Origin of the sequence: Acinetobacter sp. CIP 102637 (assembly GCF_000368425.1) — a bacterium.
Taxonomy (GTDB): domain Bacteria; phylum Pseudomonadota; class Gammaproteobacteria; order Pseudomonadales; family Moraxellaceae; genus Acinetobacter; species Acinetobacter parvus.
This window is the reverse complement of the sequence record NZ_KB849435.1, coordinates 414,269-434,908: the sequence shown is the minus strand read 5'-3', so window position 1 is coordinate 434,908 and position 20,640 is coordinate 414,269. Positions and strand designations below refer to the sequence as shown.

The 20,640-nt window shown below is 42.8% G+C and carries 20 protein-coding genes and 1 pseudogene; 12 read left to right on the top strand and 9 right to left on the bottom strand.

Features of this window, described 5'->3' with window-relative positions:
* The 5 genes and pseudogenes from F967_RS05075 to F967_RS05055 all read left to right on the top strand — a co-directional run.
* Window positions 1-249: pseudogene (locus F967_RS05075) on the top strand (IS701 family transposase); the annotation flags it as partial.
* Between the two features lie 167 nt (window positions 250-416).
* Entirely contained in the window at window positions 417-1,004 is a 588-nt protein-coding gene (locus F967_RS05070) for a 5-formyltetrahydrofolate cyclo-ligase (RefSeq protein WP_004675848.1), read from the top strand.
* Between the two features lie 146 nt (window positions 1,005-1,150).
* Complete coding sequence (gene lon, locus F967_RS05065; protein WP_004798601.1) at window positions 1,151-3,580, top strand: endopeptidase La; 2,430 nt, start codon at window positions 1,151-1,153, stop codon at window positions 3,578-3,580.
* A 316-nt stretch (window positions 3,581-3,896) separates the two neighbouring features.
* On the top strand, window positions 3,897-4,376 hold the full coding sequence (rlmH, locus tag F967_RS05060; RefSeq protein ID WP_004770208.1) for a 23S rRNA (pseudouridine(1915)-N(3))-methyltransferase RlmH: 480 nt from the start codon (window positions 3,897-3,899) through the stop codon (window positions 4,374-4,376).
* A 106-nt stretch (window positions 4,377-4,482) separates the two neighbouring features.
* Complete coding sequence (locus F967_RS05055) at window positions 4,483-5,256, top strand: DODA-type extradiol aromatic ring-opening family dioxygenase (protein ID WP_004681300.1); 774 nt, start codon at window positions 4,483-4,485, stop codon at window positions 5,254-5,256.
* A 281-nt stretch (window positions 5,257-5,537) separates the two neighbouring features.
* Here F967_RS05055 and F967_RS05050 read toward each other — a convergent pair whose 3' ends face one another.
* Window positions 5,538-6,596 (bottom strand): RNA-guided endonuclease InsQ/TnpB family protein, encoded by a 1,059-nt coding sequence (locus F967_RS05050; RefSeq protein WP_034431044.1) that lies wholly within the window; start codon window positions 6,594-6,596, stop codon window positions 5,538-5,540.
* Window positions 6,597-6,799: 203 nt separating this feature from the next.
* Complete coding sequence (gdhA, locus tag F967_RS05045) at window positions 6,800-8,167, bottom strand: NADP-specific glutamate dehydrogenase (protein ID WP_392389552.1); 1,368 nt, start codon at window positions 8,165-8,167, stop codon at window positions 6,800-6,802.
* A 384-nt stretch (window positions 8,168-8,551) separates the two neighbouring features.
* Here gdhA and F967_RS05040 point away from each other — a divergent pair, with 384 nt between their 5' ends.
* Window positions 8,552-9,349: an RnfABCDGE type electron transport complex subunit B gene (locus tag F967_RS05040; protein WP_004681307.1), complete on the top strand. Its 798-nt coding sequence runs from the start codon at window positions 8,552-8,554 to the stop codon at window positions 9,347-9,349.
* Entirely contained in the window at window positions 9,350-10,036 is a 687-nt protein-coding gene (nth, locus tag F967_RS05035; protein ID WP_004681309.1) for an endonuclease III, read from the top strand.
* Here nth and F967_RS05030 read toward each other — a convergent pair.
* From F967_RS05030 to F967_RS05015, 4 genes are all read right to left on the bottom strand, one after another.
* Window positions 10,033-10,215, bottom strand: coding sequence for a hypothetical protein (locus tag F967_RS05030; RefSeq protein ID WP_004681311.1), 183 nt, complete (start codon window positions 10,213-10,215; stop codon window positions 10,033-10,035). The genes nth and F967_RS05030 overlap by 4 nt on opposite strands.
* A gap of 60 nt (window positions 10,216-10,275) precedes the next feature.
* The gene (gene adk / locus F967_RS05025) at window positions 10,276-10,929 is read right to left on the bottom strand and encodes an adenylate kinase (protein WP_004681312.1); all 654 of its coding nucleotides are present in this window, start codon (window positions 10,927-10,929) and stop codon (window positions 10,276-10,278) included.
* 83 nt (window positions 10,930-11,012) lie between these two features.
* A complete protein-coding gene (locus F967_RS05020) occupies window positions 11,013-12,326 on the bottom strand; it encodes a DUF445 domain-containing protein (RefSeq protein WP_004798596.1) in 1,314 nt (437 codons plus the stop codon).
* Between the two features lie 58 nt (window positions 12,327-12,384).
* A complete protein-coding gene (locus F967_RS05015; RefSeq protein WP_004755791.1) occupies window positions 12,385-12,903 on the bottom strand; it encodes a hypothetical protein in 519 nt (172 codons plus the stop codon).
* 229 nt (window positions 12,904-13,132) lie between these two features.
* Here F967_RS05015 and mrdA point away from each other — a divergent pair, with 229 nt between their 5' ends.
* Together mrdA and rsmD are read left to right on the top strand one after the other, a co-directional pair.
* On the top strand, window positions 13,133-15,157 hold the full coding sequence (mrdA, locus tag F967_RS05010; RefSeq protein WP_004798594.1) for a penicillin-binding protein 2: 2,025 nt from the start codon (window positions 13,133-13,135) through the stop codon (window positions 15,155-15,157).
* Entirely contained in the window at window positions 15,157-15,705 is a 549-nt protein-coding gene (gene rsmD, locus F967_RS05005) for a 16S rRNA (guanine(966)-N(2))-methyltransferase RsmD (RefSeq protein WP_004755796.1), read from the top strand. Before mrdA ends, rsmD begins: the two co-directional genes overlap by 1 nt.
* On the opposite strand, the gene F967_RS05000 is transcribed toward rsmD, so the two are convergent.
* Entirely contained in the window at window positions 15,702-16,109 is a 408-nt protein-coding gene (locus F967_RS05000; RefSeq protein WP_004763907.1) for a hypothetical protein, read from the bottom strand. The two genes, rsmD and F967_RS05000, sit on opposite strands and share 4 nt — an antisense overlap.
* Before the next feature lie 326 nt (window positions 16,110-16,435).
* On the opposite strand from F967_RS05000, the gene F967_RS04995 reads away from it, so the two are divergent.
* The 3 genes from F967_RS04995 to F967_RS04985 all read left to right on the top strand — a co-directional run bounded on the left by F967_RS04995 (window position 16,436) and on the right by F967_RS04985 (window position 18,577).
* Window positions 16,436-17,464 carry an IS701 family transposase gene (locus F967_RS04995; protein ID WP_081399071.1) on the top strand — a complete coding sequence of 343 codons (1,029 nt, stop codon included), beginning with the start codon at window positions 16,436-16,438 and terminating at the stop codon, window positions 17,462-17,464.
* Between the two features lie 88 nt (window positions 17,465-17,552).
* On the top strand, window positions 17,553-17,900 hold the full coding sequence (locus F967_RS04990) for a hypothetical protein (protein ID WP_004681322.1): 348 nt from the start codon (window positions 17,553-17,555) through the stop codon (window positions 17,898-17,900).
* Window positions 17,901-17,941: 41 nt separating this feature from the next.
* The gene (locus F967_RS04985) at window positions 17,942-18,577 is read left to right on the top strand and encodes a DUF2238 domain-containing protein (protein ID WP_004798588.1); all 636 of its coding nucleotides are present in this window, start codon (window positions 17,942-17,944) and stop codon (window positions 18,575-18,577) included.
* Window positions 18,578-18,607: 30 nt separating this feature from the next.
* Here the strand turns inward: F967_RS04985 and sohB are convergent, their stop codons facing one another.
* Together sohB and pstB are read right to left on the bottom strand one after the other, a co-directional pair.
* Window positions 18,608-19,570, bottom strand: coding sequence for a protease SohB (gene sohB / locus F967_RS04980; RefSeq protein ID WP_004798585.1), 963 nt, complete (start codon window positions 19,568-19,570; stop codon window positions 18,608-18,610).
* Between the two features lie 147 nt (window positions 19,571-19,717).
* Window positions 19,718-20,632 carry a phosphate ABC transporter ATP-binding protein PstB gene (gene pstB, locus F967_RS04975; RefSeq protein WP_004755804.1) on the bottom strand — a complete coding sequence of 305 codons (915 nt, stop codon included), beginning with the start codon at window positions 20,630-20,632 and terminating at the stop codon, window positions 19,718-19,720.
* Window positions 20,633-20,640 lie beyond the last annotated feature (8 nt).

Sequence of the window (20,640 nt, the reverse complement as noted above, 5' to 3'; positions counted from 1 at the left end):
CAATATCACCGAGTGATTAAACAGGTTTGTCATATTGAAAAGTTTCAAGTAAGACGATCTAAACTGATTTTGAATCATATTTTTTCAGCCTTGATGGCCTACGTCGAGATACAAAAGAACCAGTTTGAGGGGATCTTTGAAAATGTATATCGTTGGCAGAAGAAATTATTTAGACCAATCATCAAAGACTTCATTGATGACTTTATTCTCGATAAAAATCATCTGCTACCACAGAGAATCTATAAATAATAGTGCGTAAGTCCTATAAATTGTAAACTTAAGACATTTAGGCGACAATTTATGTCGCACAACTCATCCTGCTTTCCATAAGAACCCGATCTAATTATTCAGTTCCATATTCAAGAATCTCGCCAAAATCGGGTATCATTCTTCAAAAGAAAATCATTTCAAATCTCATGAACCAGCTTTTAAACCCATTAAGAAAACAGCTTCGCCTAAAAAGAAAGCGACTTTCTCCTTATGAACAAAAGAAAGCTGAACAACAGGTTTTAAATCGACTCAGATATTTGCCACAGTTCAAGTCAGCCCAAAAAGTTGGCCTATATCTACATGCCTTTGGTGAAGTGCATACCCGAAAAATCATCCAGTTCTGTTTTCAAAAAAACAAGCAGGTCTATCTACCCACGATCTGTAATATGAACCAAAATCTGGTTTGGGTAAAAATCAGCTCCAATCAATATTTAAATAAACGTTTTTCCCATCATCCTCTCGGTATGAAAGAACCAATGGCGACGCGTGGGCAGCATGTTTCCACCCTGGATTTACTGATTATGCCTTTATTGGCCTGTGACCAGCTTGGAACGAGAATCGGTATGGGAGGTGGATTTTATGATCGTACTTTGGCAACTGCCCCACATCGTCCTTTTCGGCTGGGTCTCGCCCATTCTTTTCAATATATAAATGAACCTTTATTCAGACAAAAATGGGATCAACCCATTGATGGATTATTAACCCCTCAAAATTTTTATTATTTCAAACGATAAATAGCTAATTTTATTAATTTTAACCGCCAATCTTGAGTAATTTAGTCTTTTTTTTAATATTTTATAAATTAAAACCCTTGTAATTTTAAAAATGCACTTCACTATAAAAAACATGGCAACACCGTTGTCACTCATTAGGAGTGCCCATGTCTGAATATATTTTAAATAATGAATCAAGCTTAGAGCCACAGGTTCCAAGTGTATTACCACTATTAGCATTACGTGATGTTGTGGTCTATCCACACATGCAAATTGCGCTATTTGTGGGTCGTGAAAAATCGATCAATGCAGTGGATGTGGCTCGTAACGGTGACAATTTAGTATTTGTAGTTGCGCAAAAAGATTCGCTTACAGAAGAAATTGATCACGATAACCTCTATCAATATGGAACCGTGGCTAAAATCGTACAGGTCGTCAATCATGAAAATGATGAAAACTGCATTAAAGTACTGATTGAAGGTCTGCATCGTTCTAAATTAGAGCGCATTATTGATGGTGAAGAATACTTGACTGCCGAGCACAGTCTCAGTCCAATTACATTACCATTGGATGAGGAAGCTCAAGCAACTCGCTTAAACGAATTACGTACCCTGTTCGCCCAATATGCGGAAGCGAAACTGCGTAATGCGCGTGAACTGGTTGCAGCGGCAAATAAAATCGAAGACCTGTTACAACTGATGTTCTTCGTTGCGACCCGTGTGCCTTTAAACATTGAAGTGAAACAAAACTTTTTAGAGCACGACGAGTTTGAAGCGCATTTGCAAGAGTTGATGAGCTATTTGGTGAATCAATCTGCTGAACAGCAAATTGAACAAACGTTACATGACAGTGTTAAACGTCAAATGGAAAAGAACCAGCGTGAATACTTTCTAAATGAAAAAATGAAAGTTATTCAACGTGAGCTTTCCGATATGAATGGTGGTGCTGAGGATGACGTTGCGGAAATCGAGAAACGTCTTGCTGAAGCAGATTTACCTGAACATGTACGCAAAAAAGCTGAAGCTGAGTTCCGTAAACTCAAGGCAATGCAACCTGCATCCAGTGAAGCAGCCGTTGTTCGTAACTATCTAGAAGTCATTTTAGATACGCCTTGGAATAAGGCGAGCAAAGTCAGCATTAACTTGGCCAAAGCACAAGAGATTCTTGATGAAGATCACTACGGCTTAGATGACGTCAAAGATCGTATTGTTGAGTATCTGGCGGTTCAGTCGCGTGTTAAAAAACTCCGCGGGCCAATCTTGTGTTTAGTCGGCCCTCCAGGTGTAGGAAAAACTTCTCTTGGGGAATCAGTAGCGAAAGCGACTGGTCGTGAGTTTGTCCGCATGGCCCTCGGTGGCGTACGTGACGAAGCTGAAATCCGTGGTCACCGTCGTACCTATATCGGTGCGATGCCAGGTAAAATTGTACAGTCTTTAACGAATGTTGGGGTTAAGAACCCACTGTTCTTACTCGACGAAATCGATAAGATGGCACAAGACTACCGCGGCGATCCTGCTTCTGCATTGCTTGAAGTGCTTGATCCATCACAGAACAGTAAGTTCAACGATCACTATTTAGATCTTGATCTGGACTTGTCTGAAGTGATGTTCATCTGTACTGCGAACAGCATGAATATTCCAGAAGCTTTACTGGATCGTATGGAAGTGATTCGTCTACCGGGTTATACCGAAGATGAAAAAGTGAATATTGCTGAGCGTTACTTAGTGCCGAAAGCCATTAAAAATAATGGTCTACGTGCAAAAGAACTGACTATTCATGAAGAAGCCATTCGCGACATCGTACAACGTTATACATGTGAAGCTGGTGTGCGTAGCCTTGAACGTGAAGTGTCTAAAATTGCACGTAAAGTTGTGAAAGAGGCGGTGAGCAAGAAGTCTAAAAACCTACAGGTTGATGTGACTTCTGCAAATCTTCCAGAATACCTGGGTCCACACAAGTTTGACTTTGGTGTTGCTGAAGATGAAGCGCAAGTGGGTCGTGTCAATGGCCTGGCTTGGACTTCGGTGGGTGGTGAGTTACTGACCATTGAAGTTGCTGCCGTAAAAGGTAAAGGTAAATTCATTACCACGGGTTCGCTCGGTGATGTAATGAAAGAATCAATTACCGCAGCAATGACCGTTGTTCGTACACGTGCGGATGAATTGGGAATTGAATCATCTCGTTTCGATGAAACTGATGTCCATGTTCACTTACCTGAAGGTGCAACACCAAAAGATGGCCCATCAGCTGGTTTAGCCCTGACCACTGCCCTTGTATCGGCATTTACAGGTATTCCGATTCGTCCAGACATTGCCATGACAGGTGAAACAAGTCTTGGTGGTCGTGCGATGCGTATTGGTGGCTTGAAAGAAAAGCTTCTTGCGGCACACCGTGGTGGAATCAAGCTGGTGTTCATTCCACAGGATAACGTCCGTGACTTGGCTGAGATTCCAGACAATGTTAAGGAAGGCTTGGAAATCAAGGCTGTGAAAAGCATTGATGAAATCCTGCCTTTGGCTTTGACGGATACACCAAAACCTTTGCCGAAAACACCGATTCTAAAACCAGTGGAAGAAGCAAAGGCTGCACGTCACTAATCCTTGAAAAAATTAAAGAGAGCTTCGGCTCTCTTTTTTTGTTACATATTTTGGTTGAAAAATAACCAGTATATTGCATAATGAAATGGAGTCGACAAAACAAAGGCCAAACTTGACTCATGAACTCATTTTAGTGCCATCTGAACTCCAGACAGATGGCACTTTGATCGCAGCTCATACGCATGTTGAGCTGCGTTTTTTATGGAGAGAATAATCCGCTATTTTGTATCTTTTATGACAAGATAAACCGTTTGCACCATCCCATGACAACCAGCAGCATTTATAATGTGCTGAATCTATCGATTTAAACAATCCTATGAAAATTCGTATTCTCACCATTGGTCAAAAAATGCCTGCCTGGGTACTCACTGGCTTTGAAGATTACTTCAAACGTATCCAGCCCTTTGTACAGACTCAGGTGATTGAGCTGCCTATGGCGAAACGTGGAAAAAATGACTCTGAGGCAGATATCCTAAAATACTGTCAAATTGAGGGTGAAAGTATTTTGAATGCCCTCAAGCCAAATGAGACATTGATCGCTTTAGAAGTCGGCGGGCGCGAACTCAGCACTGAAAAGCTGGCAGACACCATGAAGCAATGGATGCTAGAGGGCAATGACATCGCACTTGCCATTGGTGGCCCAGATGGCCATTCCGAAGCGGTACGCAAGGCTGCGGCCTGGCACTGGTCATTGTCCAAGCTCACCATGCCCCATCCCATGGTGCGTATCTTGCTTATTGAACAACTGTATCGTGCGATGAGCATTAACCATAACCATCCTTATCATCGGGCATAGCGCTATACTTGTTCTGATTTTAGAACAATATGTTGAAGTTTAACTACTGTCATTCCTTTAAAGAATTTGTCACGATAATCAGGTCTCTCCAATCAGGTGCGCTGTTATGAACTTGCAAACTTTACCAGGGTTATTTATCTCTCATGGTTCGCCAATGCTCGCACTTGATCCTGAGCAGGTTGGTCCTGCCCTATATCGCCTAAGCAGCAATCTGCCAAAGCCCAAGGCCATTGTGGTGATGTCAGCGCATTGGGAAAGTCAGGCGCTGGAAGTCAGCACCTCCACTCGACCACAAACCTGGCACGACTTTCGCGGCTTCCCACCTGAACTGTATCAGATTCATTACCCTGCGGCAGGCGCGCCAAAGTTGGCCGAGGAAATACTGAGTTTATTTGCAGAAGCAGATATTGCGGCCCACGCAAACAGCACCCGTCCACGCGATCACGGCGTATGGATGCCGTTGTTACATATGTATCCAGAGGCAGATATTCCTGTGATTGAAATTTCCCTGCCAATTCACATGAATGCGGATGAAATTTACAAAATCGGGCAAACGCTTGCACCATTACGTGATCAACAAATCCTGTTGATTGGTTCAGGCAGTATCACCCACAATCTGGCTGAGCTATCATGGCACAACCCTACAGATGTGCCGATCTGGGCCAGTACATTCAGAAATGCAGTGGTGAGCAAATTGACCCACCAGAACTATGATGCGGTGCTGGATTGGCCATCATTACCCTATGTCCAGCGCAACCATCCCACACTTGAACATTTTGCCCCACTGTTTTTTGCGATGGGGACAGGTCATCGTTTTACGATCGTACATAGCAGTTTTTCAATGGGTTCACTGGGCATGGATATTTATCGGTTTGATTAAAATTTCATATCGTAAAAAGGGACGGTCATCATCGTCCCATCCATAAGGCCATAATTGCTGGAATATTACAAATAAATACATTTAGCAAACTGAATACCTAAACGTACTACATGCTCTTTTTTAAGAATACTTTAAGCTTAACACTGTTATTTATTTACTGTCATTTTGAACATGAAAATCAAATATTTAGTTCTTGCCTTACTTCCACTTTCCCTAATAGCCTGCCAATCAGCACAAAATATAACTGACAGCGTAATTACACAATTGACATCCTCCCCGACCTAAAGGACGGGGATTCCTCCTGCGAGACGCTCATGTCCGAGCGCAAGAATATTCAGTGCGGAATTTACATCCCGATCATGGAGCGTACCGCACTCCATGCACTGCCATTCTCTTATTCCTAAGCCTGCTCTACCTTTCGGACTACTGGAGCGTGAGCCACAGCACGAGCAAGTTTGGGTGGTATACGATTCATTGACTTCTTCATACCATACCCCTGCGTTCTCGCATTTATACTTAAGCATGGTTCTTAGTGTTGTCCAACTTGCATCTAGCACTGATTTAGCTAATTTAGTTTGTGCGAGTGCTTTGGCATTCACATTGCCAACGAAGATTGCTGCATGTTCATTCACCAGTTTATGGCTGAATTGATGCAGCATGTTTTGACGTATATTTTTAATCTTGGCGTGAATCGCTTTGACGCGTTTCTTATTTTTTGCACGTTGAGCAATGCCAAGTTTTTGTTCGTATTGTCGATAGATTTTAGGGGCTTTGAGTTTCACACCATCTGAGCATGTTGCAAGGTCTTTTAGCCCTAGATCAATGCCAATGGCTGTGGTTGATGTTGTTTTCTCTATCTTTGGTGCTTCTACAACTAAACAGACATACCAACGCCCACGACTATCCTCAACAAATGAGCCTGTTTTAACATTGTATTTGCTTAGTCCGTAGCTGTCCCATAGTTTGAATTGGTGCTTGCCATATTGAACATAGCCATCAGCATATTTGATTGCTACTTTCTTGAACGGTATCCAGCCCAATGAACGCCTAGCTGATTTTTTATTGCTGACTCGCCATTTCAGTTTTGCTTTTTTGAATTGCTTGCGTCTTGTCACTAATTCTTCTGTGACCGCCTGAATCGTTTGGCTATGCAAATTACATTCTTTCGATGTGCCTTTTGTGTATTTGGTAATGTCGTATGCTGAAAAGAATTGTTGTTTGCGTTGTAGATGCTTGAAACACAAATCATTGACATAATTCCAAACAAAGTTTACCTCCAACGCTAGTTGGTCTAGCATCTTGCAATGTTTGTCTTTTATTCGTAATTTGAGTGTCTTCATACAATTATTTTAACCGTATTTTTCTTAATAGTGATTATAGCAAAAGTATTTAAAACGACATTTCATGTCGTATGGCTTACGCCAGTCGCTTATATCCTCGGGCTAAACCCCGAGGTTTTACGCTCCAATGGATAAATAAAAAATCCGATGCTTTTAACATCGGATTTTTTTATGAAAAGTCTTTCTTTATTAAAGAGGAATTTTTAATAAATGCCCTGACCTAGAATTGCGTCAGCCACTTTTACAAATCCAGCAATGTTGGCACCATCCACATAATTGATGCTTCCATCTTCCTGCGTACCATATTTCACACAGTTGCGATGGATTTCTTTCATGATCGCATGCAGGCGCTCATCCACTTCCTCAAATGACCACCCCAAACGATTGGCGTTCTGTGACATTTCCAGACCCGATGTTGCCACACCGCCCGCGTTAGAGGCTTTACCTGGTGCATAGAGGATTTTTGCCTCAACAAACTTCTCCACCGCATCCAGTGTCGATGGCATATTCGCACCTTCAGCCACACAGATGACCCCATTGGCCAAAAGAATTTCAGCATCTTCGCCATTCAACTCATTTTGTGTCGCACATGGCAAGGCAATATCAGCACGAATATGCCAAGGTGTTTTACCCTCAAAATATTCAAAACCATGTTTAGAGGCAAACTCTGAAATACGACCACGTTTTACGTTTTTCAGTTCCATCACTTCATCCAGAAGCGCCTTGCTAAAACCATTCTTCAAATAGACTGTACCATTTGAATCAGACAGGGTCACCACTTTTGCACCCAGGAACATGGCCTTTTCTGCCGCATATTGCGCCACATTGCCTGAACCAGAGATGGAAACCGTTTTACCCGCGAAACTGTCGCCACGAGTTTTCAGCATTTCTTCGGCAAAGTAAACCGTACCGTAACCCGTTGCCTCTGGACGCGCCAACGAACCACCAAACGAGATCCCCTTGCCTGTAAATACACAAGAGGTGTCATTGCTGAGCTTTTTCATCATGCCCGTCATATAACCAACCTCACGACCACCCACACCAATATCTCCTGCTGGAATATCAGTGTTTGATCCTAAATGACGGTACAACTCAAGCATCAAGGCCTGACAGAAACGCATAATCTCGGCATCAGACTTTCCTTTGGGGTCAAAATCAGAGCCACCCTTGCCCCCACCCATTGGCAGTGTGGTCAGTGCATTTTTAAAGGTTTGCTCAAAACCCAAAAACTTCAGGATAGACAGGTTCACTGAAGGGTGAAAACGCATTCCCCCTTTAAATGGCCCAATTGCCGAATTGTACTGCACACGAAACGCGCGGTTCACATGGGTTTCACCCTGATCATCCATCCATGAAACACGGAACTGAATCACCCGTTCAGGTTCAACCAAACGCTCTAATAGACCATATTGAGCGTACTTTGGGTTCTTCTCAATGAAAGGCCATAAACTCATCATTACCTCTTCCACAGCTTGCAGAAACTCTGGTTGATGTGGATCACGAGCTTTAACATAATCCAGGAAGTCGCTTAGGCTACTGTATTTCAATGTTTGACCCTCAAGTCGAATGATTCATAAAAGTGCAAAAAAAACGCACCAAAATAGTTTAACGCACCTATTTAATACTTATTTTTTTTAATTCACAATATTTTTTTCAATCATATTATTTTTAATTTTTATAAATCAAATATTTAAAAAGAAAAAATAACGAACATTCCTATAAAAAATACCATGTATCATTTTAGTGCATTATTTAATATATTAAAGAATTTCAATTAATTAAACAAAACAAGAAAGATATGATTTATTTTAGGATTACTTGGTTAAAGTGCAATATTCGCACCATTTTTTGTCAAAATCCAACACTTTAAGCCAACTGTTGTTTCCAGATGTTCACCGCCAACACCATCTATTTTTTGTTATACTATTCCGTCCCATTTTGTTTCCCCTGTTGTTATGTCCCTGCCCCCACCACATTCCCTGATTGTCCAGATAGACCAGCTTTTACCACAGACACAGTGTGGTTTATGTGGGCATCGTGATGGATGTTTACCCTACGCACAGTCCATTGCCGCGGGTGAAGATGCGAACAAATGTGTTCCAGGCGGACAGCCTGTTGCGGATGCGCTTGCCACACTGTTACAGCGACCACAATTGACTGCCGAACCCAGTGTCTGGGAAATACAGGCAGATGGTCGCCCACAGCAAATGAAAGCGGTGATCCGTGAAGATGAATGTATTGGATGCACCAAATGTATCAGCGCATGTCCTGTAGATGCCATCATCGGCAGTGGTAAACTCATGCATACGGTGCTGGCAGATCTGTGTACCGGCTGTGAACTATGCATCCCACCTTGTCCAGTTGACTGTATTGACCTGGTTGCCGACATCAAGCCACTGCCAACCCGAGAACAGCGCGTTAAGGAACAGGATGAATTAAGGCATCGTTACTATGCCCATATCCAGCGTGAAGAAAAACGCCGCCTAAATCGTAAAGGTCCGATTGTACGGGCTGAAATCGATACCGAGTTGTTTGCCCAGTTCTCCCAGGCACTCAATAATGTGCCTGTGATTACATTGGCAGACAAGCCCAAAGAAAGCGCCCCAATTGATGCAAAAACCACGATAGAACTGGCTAAAATCCGCACCCAGATCAAGAAGCTGGAAAAACAGTTAAGCGTACGGGCTGATGAACAGAAACAGGTGCAACTGCTTAGCCTACAGCAACGTTTAAATGAATTGCAGGAAGTCTAAATGCCCGTTAAGAATATGACCAAAAAGCAAATTCAGGTTTTCTTTGAACGCTTGCATGAGCAACGTCCCGATCCCCGTACAGAGCTGAACTATTCATCGCCATTTGAACTGCTGATTGCGGTGATGCTTTCGGCACAGGCGACCGATGTCAGCGTCAATAAGGCAACCGATAAACTCTATCCTGTGGCAAATACAGCCCAGGCCATCCTTGATCTTGGTGTCGAGGGACTCAAGGCATATATCAAGACCATTGGGCTCTATAATGCCAAGGCTGAAAATGTCATTAAAACCTGCCAGATTTTGCTTGATCAATACCAGGGACAAGTACCCGAAACACGTCAACAGCTTGAAGCGCTGCCAGGCGTAGGCCGTAAAACAGCAAATGTGGTGCTGAATACTGCATTTGGACAGCCAACCATGGCAGTAGACACCCATATTTTTCGAGTGGGAAATCGTACAGGTTTAGCCGTTGGAAAGAATGTGTTAGAGGTTGAGCATCGTCTGGTTAAGGTGATCCCCAAAGAATTTATTTTGGATGCCCATCACTGGCTGATTCTACATGGCCGTTATTGCTGTATCGCCCGTAAGCCGAAATGTTTTGAATGTGTGGTTGCAGATGTCTGCAACTGGCCTGACCGCTTTGAGTTTGGTGCAAGCAAGACCATTGCAACAAAAGACCTCAGTTAATCCTGAGGTTTTTTATCCTGCCGCAATTTTGGATGTAGCTGACGCGATTTTCCATTCTGCCGATTTTCCAGTGCCTGCTGTTTTTGCACATGGCGCAGCATTTTTTGGCTCTGGTACGCCAGAAACAAGAGTAAAGCCAAACTTAAGATCACAACCAAAATAAGAACCACTTTTAGCACAAGCTTTCTCCCAAATAAAAAGAGCCCTATTCAGAGCCCTTTCATCATTCGCAATTCAGGTTATTTATCCAGAATCGCAAACAGGTCTTTTTGTACATCATCGATGGCACGCAGACCATTCAACTTATTATAAGTCGGTGCATTCTCACCAGAAGCGGCACGCGCCTGATAGAAACCAACCAATTGCTCAGTTTCGCTATGGTAAGACGCAAGACGCTTACGAATGGTCTCTTCCTGATCATCTGGACGCTGTACCAGCTCCTCACCTGTTTCGTCATCCTTACCTTCCACTTTTGGCGGATTGTAAACCAGGTGGTAAATACGACCAGACGCTGGGTGCTGACGACGACCAGAAAGACGCTGAACGATTTCTTCGTCAGGCACATCAATTTCGATCACATGGTCAATGCTGATACCCGCAGTTTCCAGAGCCTCAGCCTGTGGAATCGTACGTGGGAAACCGTCAAAAATACAACCATTTTCACAGTCAGGCTGGGCAATACGCTCCTTAACCAAACCAATAATCAATTCGTCTGAAACCAAACCACCTGACTCCATGACGCTTTTCGCCTTTAAGCCTAGTTCAGTACCTTCACGAATTGCAGCGCGGAGCATATCACCGGTTGAAATTTGTGGGATATTGTAGCGCTTACAGATCAACTGAGCTTGAGTACCTTTACCTGCCCCAGGTGGTCCGAGTAAAATAATGCGCATAAAAGAACATCCTCATTTAAAAACAATAAATCTTAAATTGAGCAATATGATACAGATTTATTGCTCAACCAACATCAAATTAATTATAAGAAAGCAACAAATAAGTGGATTAAACCAGCAATGAAACCAGTTACACCACCCAATAAAATTAGGATCCACTCATCTTCTTGGAACGCAGGTCGCAATAAATTCTGGAATTCTTTCGGCGTTAGTTCACGGATACGGTCCCTAAACATTTGAAAGATTTTTTGTGCGCGGCTGGCGTTCAAGGCTGGGTCACATACAGGTCCCATGGTAATTTCAATTGAGCGATCAATCAAGTCAGTCTTGAGTCTAGCATATTCCCTAGGGCCAAGTGAAAGCTGCAATGATGTACGCACCAGTGGCGTTTCCATAATTTCATTGATATGGCGCTTGACAATACGGCGGGTCTTGTCCTTTTTACTACCATACATCATTTCAGTCATGATGGATTTTAGGGTAATCAGGTCTTCGGTCACCACATTGGCAAACACATCAGAAACTTCTTCCTGACGCTTCATGAATGCACCCTGAACATTATAGGTGCCAATCTTCAACACAGGCACAATCCACGGGAACTTACGGTCTTTGGTTAAACGGAAAATCTGTGGATAGCGGATATAATGGGGTTCGATTGGGTTGAACACCATCCAGATCGCAATCCAGTTGGTCAGAAAACCCCAGATGGCGGCCCAGAACGGAACAGTCCAGTGCCAAGGCACCACAAACCAGACAATCATCTGGAACACACCAAAGAACATCCCAATCAGCGCACTGATATGCCAAATAAAGTTAATTTCCTTTTGCCCCACTTTCAGGAACATCCGCACCATCAAACGGCGGTCACCTTCCATCTGGCTCACCACCATTTCACGCATGTCAACCAGTGACTCAACATTCATGGTCAGCTCAGTCACCAGTTCCTTTAGGGTATTTGGCAACTGTTTATGCGCCTGTGCATAAATACGGCGCTTAATTGAATAAGGCAGGTTTTCCCACAATACCGCATTGCGTTCCAGCATAACCTCATCAATCAGGTGTTCAAGTTCAAAACCAACCTGCTCACCAATGATGTTTGCCATGTCCTCAGGGTCCATCGCTTCCAGAAACTCTCGCAATGAACCTAATTTTGATAGGGTATTGTCAGTAATAATGCCTGAAATACGTCCTGCCTTACGTGGCACAATCCCTTGCCAACCTACAGGTAATGGGCCTAAATGGAATCCCCAGAAATTAATTGGGTAAAACACCATTTTCAAAGCCATCCACACGTGTGCCCATGTTACAAAGGCAGTCACTGGAATGATACTTAAGACTGCCAGATGGTCAGGTCGATTTAAGAAAATCTGCCACAATTCATTGACGTAATCAAACATGCATGACTCTCAAAGTTATTGATACATTATGGCCTATAGATGAACAGCTTGCACTCTCCTACAAACCAAAACTTAAGGTGTATGAAAACTGAAGCACAGGTTCTGCTTTTTTAACAGTCTTCCCATCTGCCCCTTTCAATGGTTCACGTACGCCCGCACCCACACTGAATGTGCTAATCCGTTCATTATTCAACCACACAAAGGCCATATCAGCCCCTACACCCAAATTCGCCTTTACTTTTCCACCATAATTTTTACTGTCCAGATGACCTGCATACAGCCCAACGTAATATCCGTTTTTATCTGTGCCTGTCAGGTAATATGGATAACGGAAGCCAACCTGACCGCCCGCCTCATTATCATCGTTTAAAAACGCACCCGCTTTCGCATAAGCAATCCCGTATGGATTTACCCATTCAAGGTTGGCGTGTAATAATTTTTTGGTTACACCAGCCCCAATATTCCAGGTTGAAACTTTTGCATCCTTTAGTTTAGGTTCAGGCTTAAATGGATTTTCTTCAGCGTGAACCAAACCAGTACATGTTAAAACCGCCAGCAAAAGGTAAATTCTTTTCATTATTTTCTCCACTTTCCCTAAGAGTGTGTCCTATTTCAAACAGTTTGTGACTTTAACAGAATTATTTTGCTCCTAATATACAAGACCATACAATTTTAATGTCTGCAAAGTCAAAAAGTGTCGCACCACATTTGCATGAAGTACTGAAAATTCTACAGTATGATCATTCAACTTACGTTAAAATAGCCAACCGCTCCATTCTTTTATTTTGTAATTAAGTCGACACCGTATGAAACAGCACTTTCCTTTAAAAAACATGCAACAAGAAAAGCGCATTTACAAGGGTCGAATCTTTTTTGCAATCTTTATTGTTGTGATCTGTCTGCTCATCCTGATCTGCCGCTATGCCTATTTGCAGATTGTGCACTATGACGACTTCACCACCGCCTCCGACAAGAACCGAATCCGCCTGCAACCACTGGCCCCTGCCCGTGGTTATATTTATGACCGCAATGGCGTGCTTTTGGCCGATAACTATCCCGTGTTTACCGCCACGCTCAGCCGTGCAGATGTCAGCGATATAGATGACACAATCAACCGCCTGATTCCTGTACTGGGCCTAACGGAAGAAGACGTTGAACGCTTTAAGAGTCGGGTGAAAACGGCACGGAAAACTGAGCGGATTGCCATCAAGCTAAACCTGAATGAAGCGGATATTGCCAAATTCAGTGAAGTGAAATATGCCTTTCCTGGGGTAAAGATTGAAACACAAATGACCCGCTATTACCCGCATGGAGAGCTTTTCGCGCATGTGCTGGGTTATGTGGGCCGTATTAATGATAAAGAACTGAAATCTATTGACAAGGATTTATACGCAGGCACCAACCTAATTGGTAAAATTGGAGTGGAAAAAAGCTACGAAGAATTATTGCATGGTACCCCAGGCTACGAATCGGTAGAGGCCGATGCACATGGCAATATCCTGCGCAACCTGGGACGAAAGGCGCCGATTCGCGGCAATGACCTGTATTTGTCGATTGACTATGGCCTCCAGATGGTCGCGGCACAACAATTGGCGGACCGCCGTGGGGCAATTGTGGCCATGGACCCACGTACTGGTGAAATTCTGGCACTGGTTTCCAGTCCCAGCTTCAATCCCAATTTATTCGTAACGGGCATTAGTTCGAAAGACTATAGTGGTTTACGCGATAATTTAGACCAGCCACTTTATAACCGTGCGGTTCAGGGTGTCTATCCTCCTGGTTCAACCATTAAACCAATGTTTGGACTAGGTGGGATTCATTATGGTTTGGTTGACTGGGGAACTGCGATTTCCGACCCAGGCTATTTCAACTTACCTGGTGACAGTCACCGCTTCCGTGACCATAAAAAAACGGGACATGGTGCGGTCAACCTGCATAAGGCCGAAGTGGTCTCCTGTGACACCTATTTCTATATCCTGTCTTACCGCATGGGTATCGAAAAAATGAATGACTGGATGCGCCAGTTTGGTTTCGGGGAAAAGACAGGTGTTGACCTGCCAAGTGAAAGCAGTGGCTTATATCCAAGCCCTGAGTGGAAAATGCGTACCCGCAAATCCAAGTGGCTAAAAGGTGAAACCATTTCGGTCAGTATTGGTCAGGGTGCATTTACCGCAACACCATTACAACTGGCAATGGCAACGGCAATTACAGCGAACAAAGGGTCACACGTCACCCCTCACGTGTTGCGGGACAATAAGGGTGCAAAAAAATTCACGGTGCACAATGCCCCTGATGGTAAAATTCAGTTCAATGGGACAGAACAGGACTGGCTGAATATGCATGCAGCCATGATTGATGTCATCCAAACAGGAACAGGTCGAGGCATTAAAGGTGGCCTACAGTATTCAATTGCTGGAAAAACAGGTACAGCCCAGGTCAAGAGTATCGCACAGGGCAAACGCTACAATGAAGCGGCCTTATCCTCAAGACAATGGGACCACGGTTTATTTGTCGGCTTTGCACCAGCAGACAACCCTGAGATTGCGATTGCCGTGGTATGGGAAAATGGTAAGCATGGTGGTTCCGCAGCGCAACTGGCGCGCCCAGTTTTCGATTACTGGTTAGTGACACGCAACAAGAATCCGCTGCGCCCTGCAAACCATCAGGTGAGTGGCGGCTTAATGACAGCAGGCATCAAGCCAAGCGAATTGCCAAGCGGCAATACCACTGCACCAACAACGGCGCAAACCTCACTGCCAATATCATCTACGGTGACCCCTGCCCCAGCCGTTACACCGCCACCGCAGCCAGCCGATGGAACCACTGAATAATGAAGAACCAATTACGCATTATTGGGGGTGAATGGAAACGACGTTCCCTGCCCTTTGCCAGTATTGAGGGTTTAAGGCCAACCCCTGACCGTGTCCGTGAGACCTTGTTCAACTGGCTGATGTGGGATATCCAGAATGCACAGGTGCTGGACCTATGCAGTGGTTCGGGCGCCCTCGGTTTTGAAGCGCTCTCGCGTGGCGCAGCAAAAGTGGTGATGATTGAACCCAACCCAACTCAGGCACGTTTTTTAAAGGATAATATCCAGTTATTAAAAGCGGAAAATTGTCAGTTGATGATCTCAACCGCGCAGCAGGCATTAGTGAAATTACACAGTGGCTTTGATGTAGTGTTTCTTGATCCACCCTACAGCCTTGATTTATGGCAAGAGCTTGCCGAGTTGACTGAACCATTGATTAATCCGAACGCCTATATTTATGTTGAGGCAGACCGTGACCTGTCACAGCTAAAACTTCCAGCCAGTTGGCAAAAAATCAAGGAAACCAAGGCAGGTATGGTACGTGCAGGTTTATATCAAAAGATGGTCTAAAATATTCGCAACCAGAAAAAGCGAACCAACTGCCCCCGATCAAATGGAAAGCTGGACAAGTACTCATAGCCAATTCGGTTGGTTGGATTCAGTTGGTAGATGATGCCATATCCCAATGAAACTGAAAAATCATCCAGAGATAAGTTACTGGTGTCACCTGTCAGCATTTTATGGTTAAACTGGTTGGTTTGATAGGCGGTATAATTGTAAATACGCCAGCGCTCACCCTGAAAAAACAGGTTATGCAAAATTGAATAATCTGTTTTCTCTTGCTGTGGATAGGCTGAGTCAAACATTTCTTCAGCATCATCATTGACCGCTGTAAAAAAATTATAATCCCCTGCATGACAGATACAGGAGAAAAATAAAATAAAACAGGATAAAAGTGCTGATTGACTACGCATAGCATGTTGAATTAATTCGATCAAGAATGAGCATAACCTGTTCCAGAAAGTTTAAGCAAATGGAACACACTCATTCACATCCCTTTTTTCCGCCTTGCGTATCTTCACATTCTGCTCCTCAGACTGATGGTTATATAAATTTTTCATTTTTGTTTTCCCAGATATATTACATGATTAAAATCAAATATATAGAAAAAAATATGCGCTTCATCTCAAAACTGGATTTTATGTCGTACGATTTAAGTCATTTAATTGCTTATGTTAGACATATAGGACTTACGCATTGACGGATTCAAAAAAGTATTAAAATACTTTATAACGTATCTGTGATCAGACGAACTAAACATGCTTCTACAGCAACTTGTACATTACCCATTTATATGGGCTTTCTCATGACAGAACCGAACTCTATTAGCTGCACACAACTTGCCGAGACTTATAATATCTCGCATGATAGTGTAAATCGCTTTCTAGAGCGTGAAGACTACACACCTCACGACCTATATCAAGAAGCAATTCAACATATTGATAATAATAAACTTATAGTCAGTATTGATGATACTGTTTTAGATAAACCGTATAGTCAGCATATGGACTTAGTTAGCTATTTTTGGTCAGGCAAACACCACCGATCCGTCAAGGGTATTAATCTCATTACCTTGTATGCGACAGATCAAAATGGTCAAAATATTCCAATTAATTTCCGAATTTATGACAAATCTGAGGGTAAAACCAAGAATGATTACTTTATGGATATGTTAAGTGAAGTACTCAGTTGGGGTGCAAAGATTCAATTTATTACAGGTGATAGTTGGTATTCATCGACTGGAAATCTAAAAACCATAAGAAAACATGGTATTCGATTTATGTTTGGTATCGACTGTAACCGTAAGGTTTCCCCAGAGAAAGGACAATGGTTTCAACTGCGTTTATTGCCGAATTTCCATCAGGGTCAAGTGGTCTGGCTCAAAGATTTTGGCTTTGTACAATTATTTAAGACTCAGTTAAAAGAACAGCAGAGGTTTTATATTGTGCATCAAGATGAAGATGATTTATTGTCCTTTGATGGTTTTTATGAATTACATTCAAGTCATTGGAAAATAGAACAATATCATCGAGTAATTAAACAGGTTTGTCATATTGAAAAGTTTCAAGTAAGACGATCCAAGCTGATTTTGAATCATATTTTCTCAGCCTTGATGGCCTATGTTGAGATACAAAAGAACCAGTTTGAGCGGATCTTTGAAAATGTATATCGTTGGCAGAAGAAATTATTTAAACCAATTATCAAGAACTTTATTGATGAATTTATTCTCGATAAGAATCATCTGCTGCCACAGAAAATCTATAAATAATAGTGCGTAAGTCCTAACATAATTAATTTATTTCCAGAATAAATTCTATATACAATAACAATCTTTAAAAATTTTTATTCTAAATATCATGAAGATCTTATTCGTGCTGATTGTGATTGCCCAATTAACAGGATGTGTATTTGGACAATCAAGTGAAGTTAAACGTGCTGAAAAAATTTTGCAGCGTTTCCAGTGTAAAAACGTGGAGACCAGTCAGCTTGCGACTTCCTCCATTACCAATTTTTATCAACAGACACTTGCCGCAAACAAGGACAAAGCCAGCACCTATATTGAACAGTATAAAAATGGCGAGGATCTGTTTGACATTCCACTCGATGAAGTTGTACAACAAAAGTACCAGCTCTATCTTCAGGCTTGTCAGGCGCTTGGCGGTGTTGCAGCATCACCTTTAATACCAGATTCAACTGAACAATGATAAATTACCCTGCCTGATGATTTTTTCTTCTCGGATGTGGCATGATTGAAAAACAACTTGGCTTAAAACATTATATTGCGCTTGGGATCATCGCCCTTGCCGTGGCAATTGCCAGCATACAGCCGCTTGAGCTTGAGTCCTATCTCCTGCATCAGGTGGGCACTGTGTTTATGCTGGTTGTGCTGATCATCAGCATGAAAAAAATTGGCATCAATTTTTCCAGTTTTTGCTTGTACCTGCTTTTTCTTTTCATCCATATTGTTGCGGCACATTATTTGTACTCCTATGTGCCTTACAATGAATGGTTAAAGTCCCTATTTCATTTTGACCTGAATCAGGTGATGGGCTGGTCTCGGAACATGTATGATCGACTGGTGCATTTTGCTTATGGATTATTGCTTTACCCATTTTTTCTCCGTTGTTTTCAGGTCTGGTTTCCTACCGCAAAACCATTGACCTTGTTCCTGCTGGTGATCCAGTTTGTGATGGCTTCCAGTATGCTCTATGAGTTGCTCGAATGGGGACTATCCATTGGCTTGTCGCCTGAAGATGCGGAAAACTATAATGGACAGCAGGGAGATATGTGGGATGCACACAAGGATATGTTTCTGGCCACAATCGGATCAATCCTTACAGGGCTGCTCTATTTAGGCAGAAGCAAAAGAAAAGCACCTTGAACAGGTGCTTTTTAAATCAGAATCAATTAATTAAAACTTAGGGTCACGCATCTGAACCAAGGTGCTGTTTGCCTTGGCGAGGCTATCAGCGATTTTTCCCATCACCGTTGGAATCAGGGTCTCAGCCATTTGTGCCGCCTGCAAACCCAGTTTTTCACCAAATGTTGGGCGTTTGCGGGTATTGATCACATAGACATCATGTTGTGACAAAAGACTGAGTAAATATTCATCCGAGGTCTGTAATTTATCCACCAGATTTAATGCACGTGCATCTTCACCATACCAGTGCTCACCTGTTGCAACCTTTTCAACGTTGAGTTGTGGGCGGTATTTTTCAATAAAGTGCTTAAACAGCACGTGGGTCTGCTGTAATTCCTCTTCAAACTTGGCCTTACCCTCAGCAGTATTTTCACCAAACATGGTTACGGTGCGTTTATATTGACCAGCGGTGTACAGTTCAAAGTCCACATTATGCTGTTTCAATAAACGGTTAAAGTTCGGCACCTGTGCAACCACACCAATTGAACCCACCACGGCAAACGGTGCTGAAACAATTTCATTGGCAATACATGCCATCATGTAGCCGCCACTGGCAGCAACCTTATCAACACAAATCGTCACATGAAAACCCGCATCACGTAAACGAACCAATTGAGCCGCAGCCAAACCATAGCCATGCACCATTCCACCTGGGCTTTCCAGACGTACAATCACACGGTCATGTCCAGCTTTGGCGGTTGCCAAAATTAGGGTAATCTCTTCACGCAGGGTATCGACTGCAGAGGCCTGAATATCACCCTTGAAATCTAAAACGAAGATTTTCTGGTCATTTTTCTTACGAACCTTGGCTTCTTTGGCAAGCTGCTGAACCAGTTGTAATAATTCCAAACGGGATGCTGTTGTTTGCGCAATTTTTTTTCTTTGTTCATTCACACGCGCATTTAAATGGCTAATACGAATTTCAGCAGGAAATTTAGGTAAATGGAATAACATAAAGTAAGTGCTCTTGAGTTCGTCTTTATGCCTCTAAGATGTGGTCTGTTCAATAAAAATTCAATAGCGTTTTTGCAAAATAGATTCATTTTCATCTGTATCATAAAAAAAAGAGCCCGTAGGCCCTTTGATATATACGGGATGGTATCAACCAAAACGCCCTGTAATATAGGCTTCAGTCAATTGATGGTCAGGCTGAGTAAACACTTTCTCAGTCGAGTTGACTTCAATCAGGTCACCCAGATGGAAATAAGCGGTACGATCAGACACACGCGCTGCCTGTTGCATGGAGTGGGTCACGATTGCAATAGTGAATTGCTCTGAAAGCTCTGAAATAAGCTCCTCGATCTTAGCTGTTGCGATTGGATCTAATGCCGAACACGGTTCATCCATCAAAATCACTTCAGGGCTGACCGCAATGGTACGCGCAATACATAAACGCTGTTGCTGGCCGCCAGACAAACCTGTTCCTGGCTGGCTTAATCGGTCTTTGACTTCATCCCACAGACCTGCTTTACGCAGACTATTTTCAACAATTTCTTCCAGATCATATTTGTCACGTGCCAGGCCATGCAATTTCGGGCCATAGGCAACATTGTCAAAAATTGATTTTGGAAATGGGTTTGGCTTCTGGAACACCATCCCTACCTGTGCGCGCAGCAATACCACGTCAAGGTTAGGATCATAGATGTCCTGATTATCCAGTGTCACCTTACCTGTCACACGACAGCTATCAATCGTATCATTCATACGGTTTAAGGTACGCAGGAATGTTGATTTACCACACCCCGATGGACCAATGAACGCAATCACTTCATTCTGGTAAATATCCAGATCAATGCCTTTGATCGCTTCAGTCTCACCATAATAAACATGAACATCTTTGGTACTGATTTTCACTTCACTGGTTTTTGGCTTTTTACCTGAAGAAGCCGTTTCAAACTGAGAAACAAATGCAGTACCTGATTGCTGAACTTGCGCTTCAGATGAGGTAAATTCTGTTTGCTGTGGATTCACTGATTTATCCTTTTCTACGGCGTTCATAATATCAATCGTATTCATTGTACTCT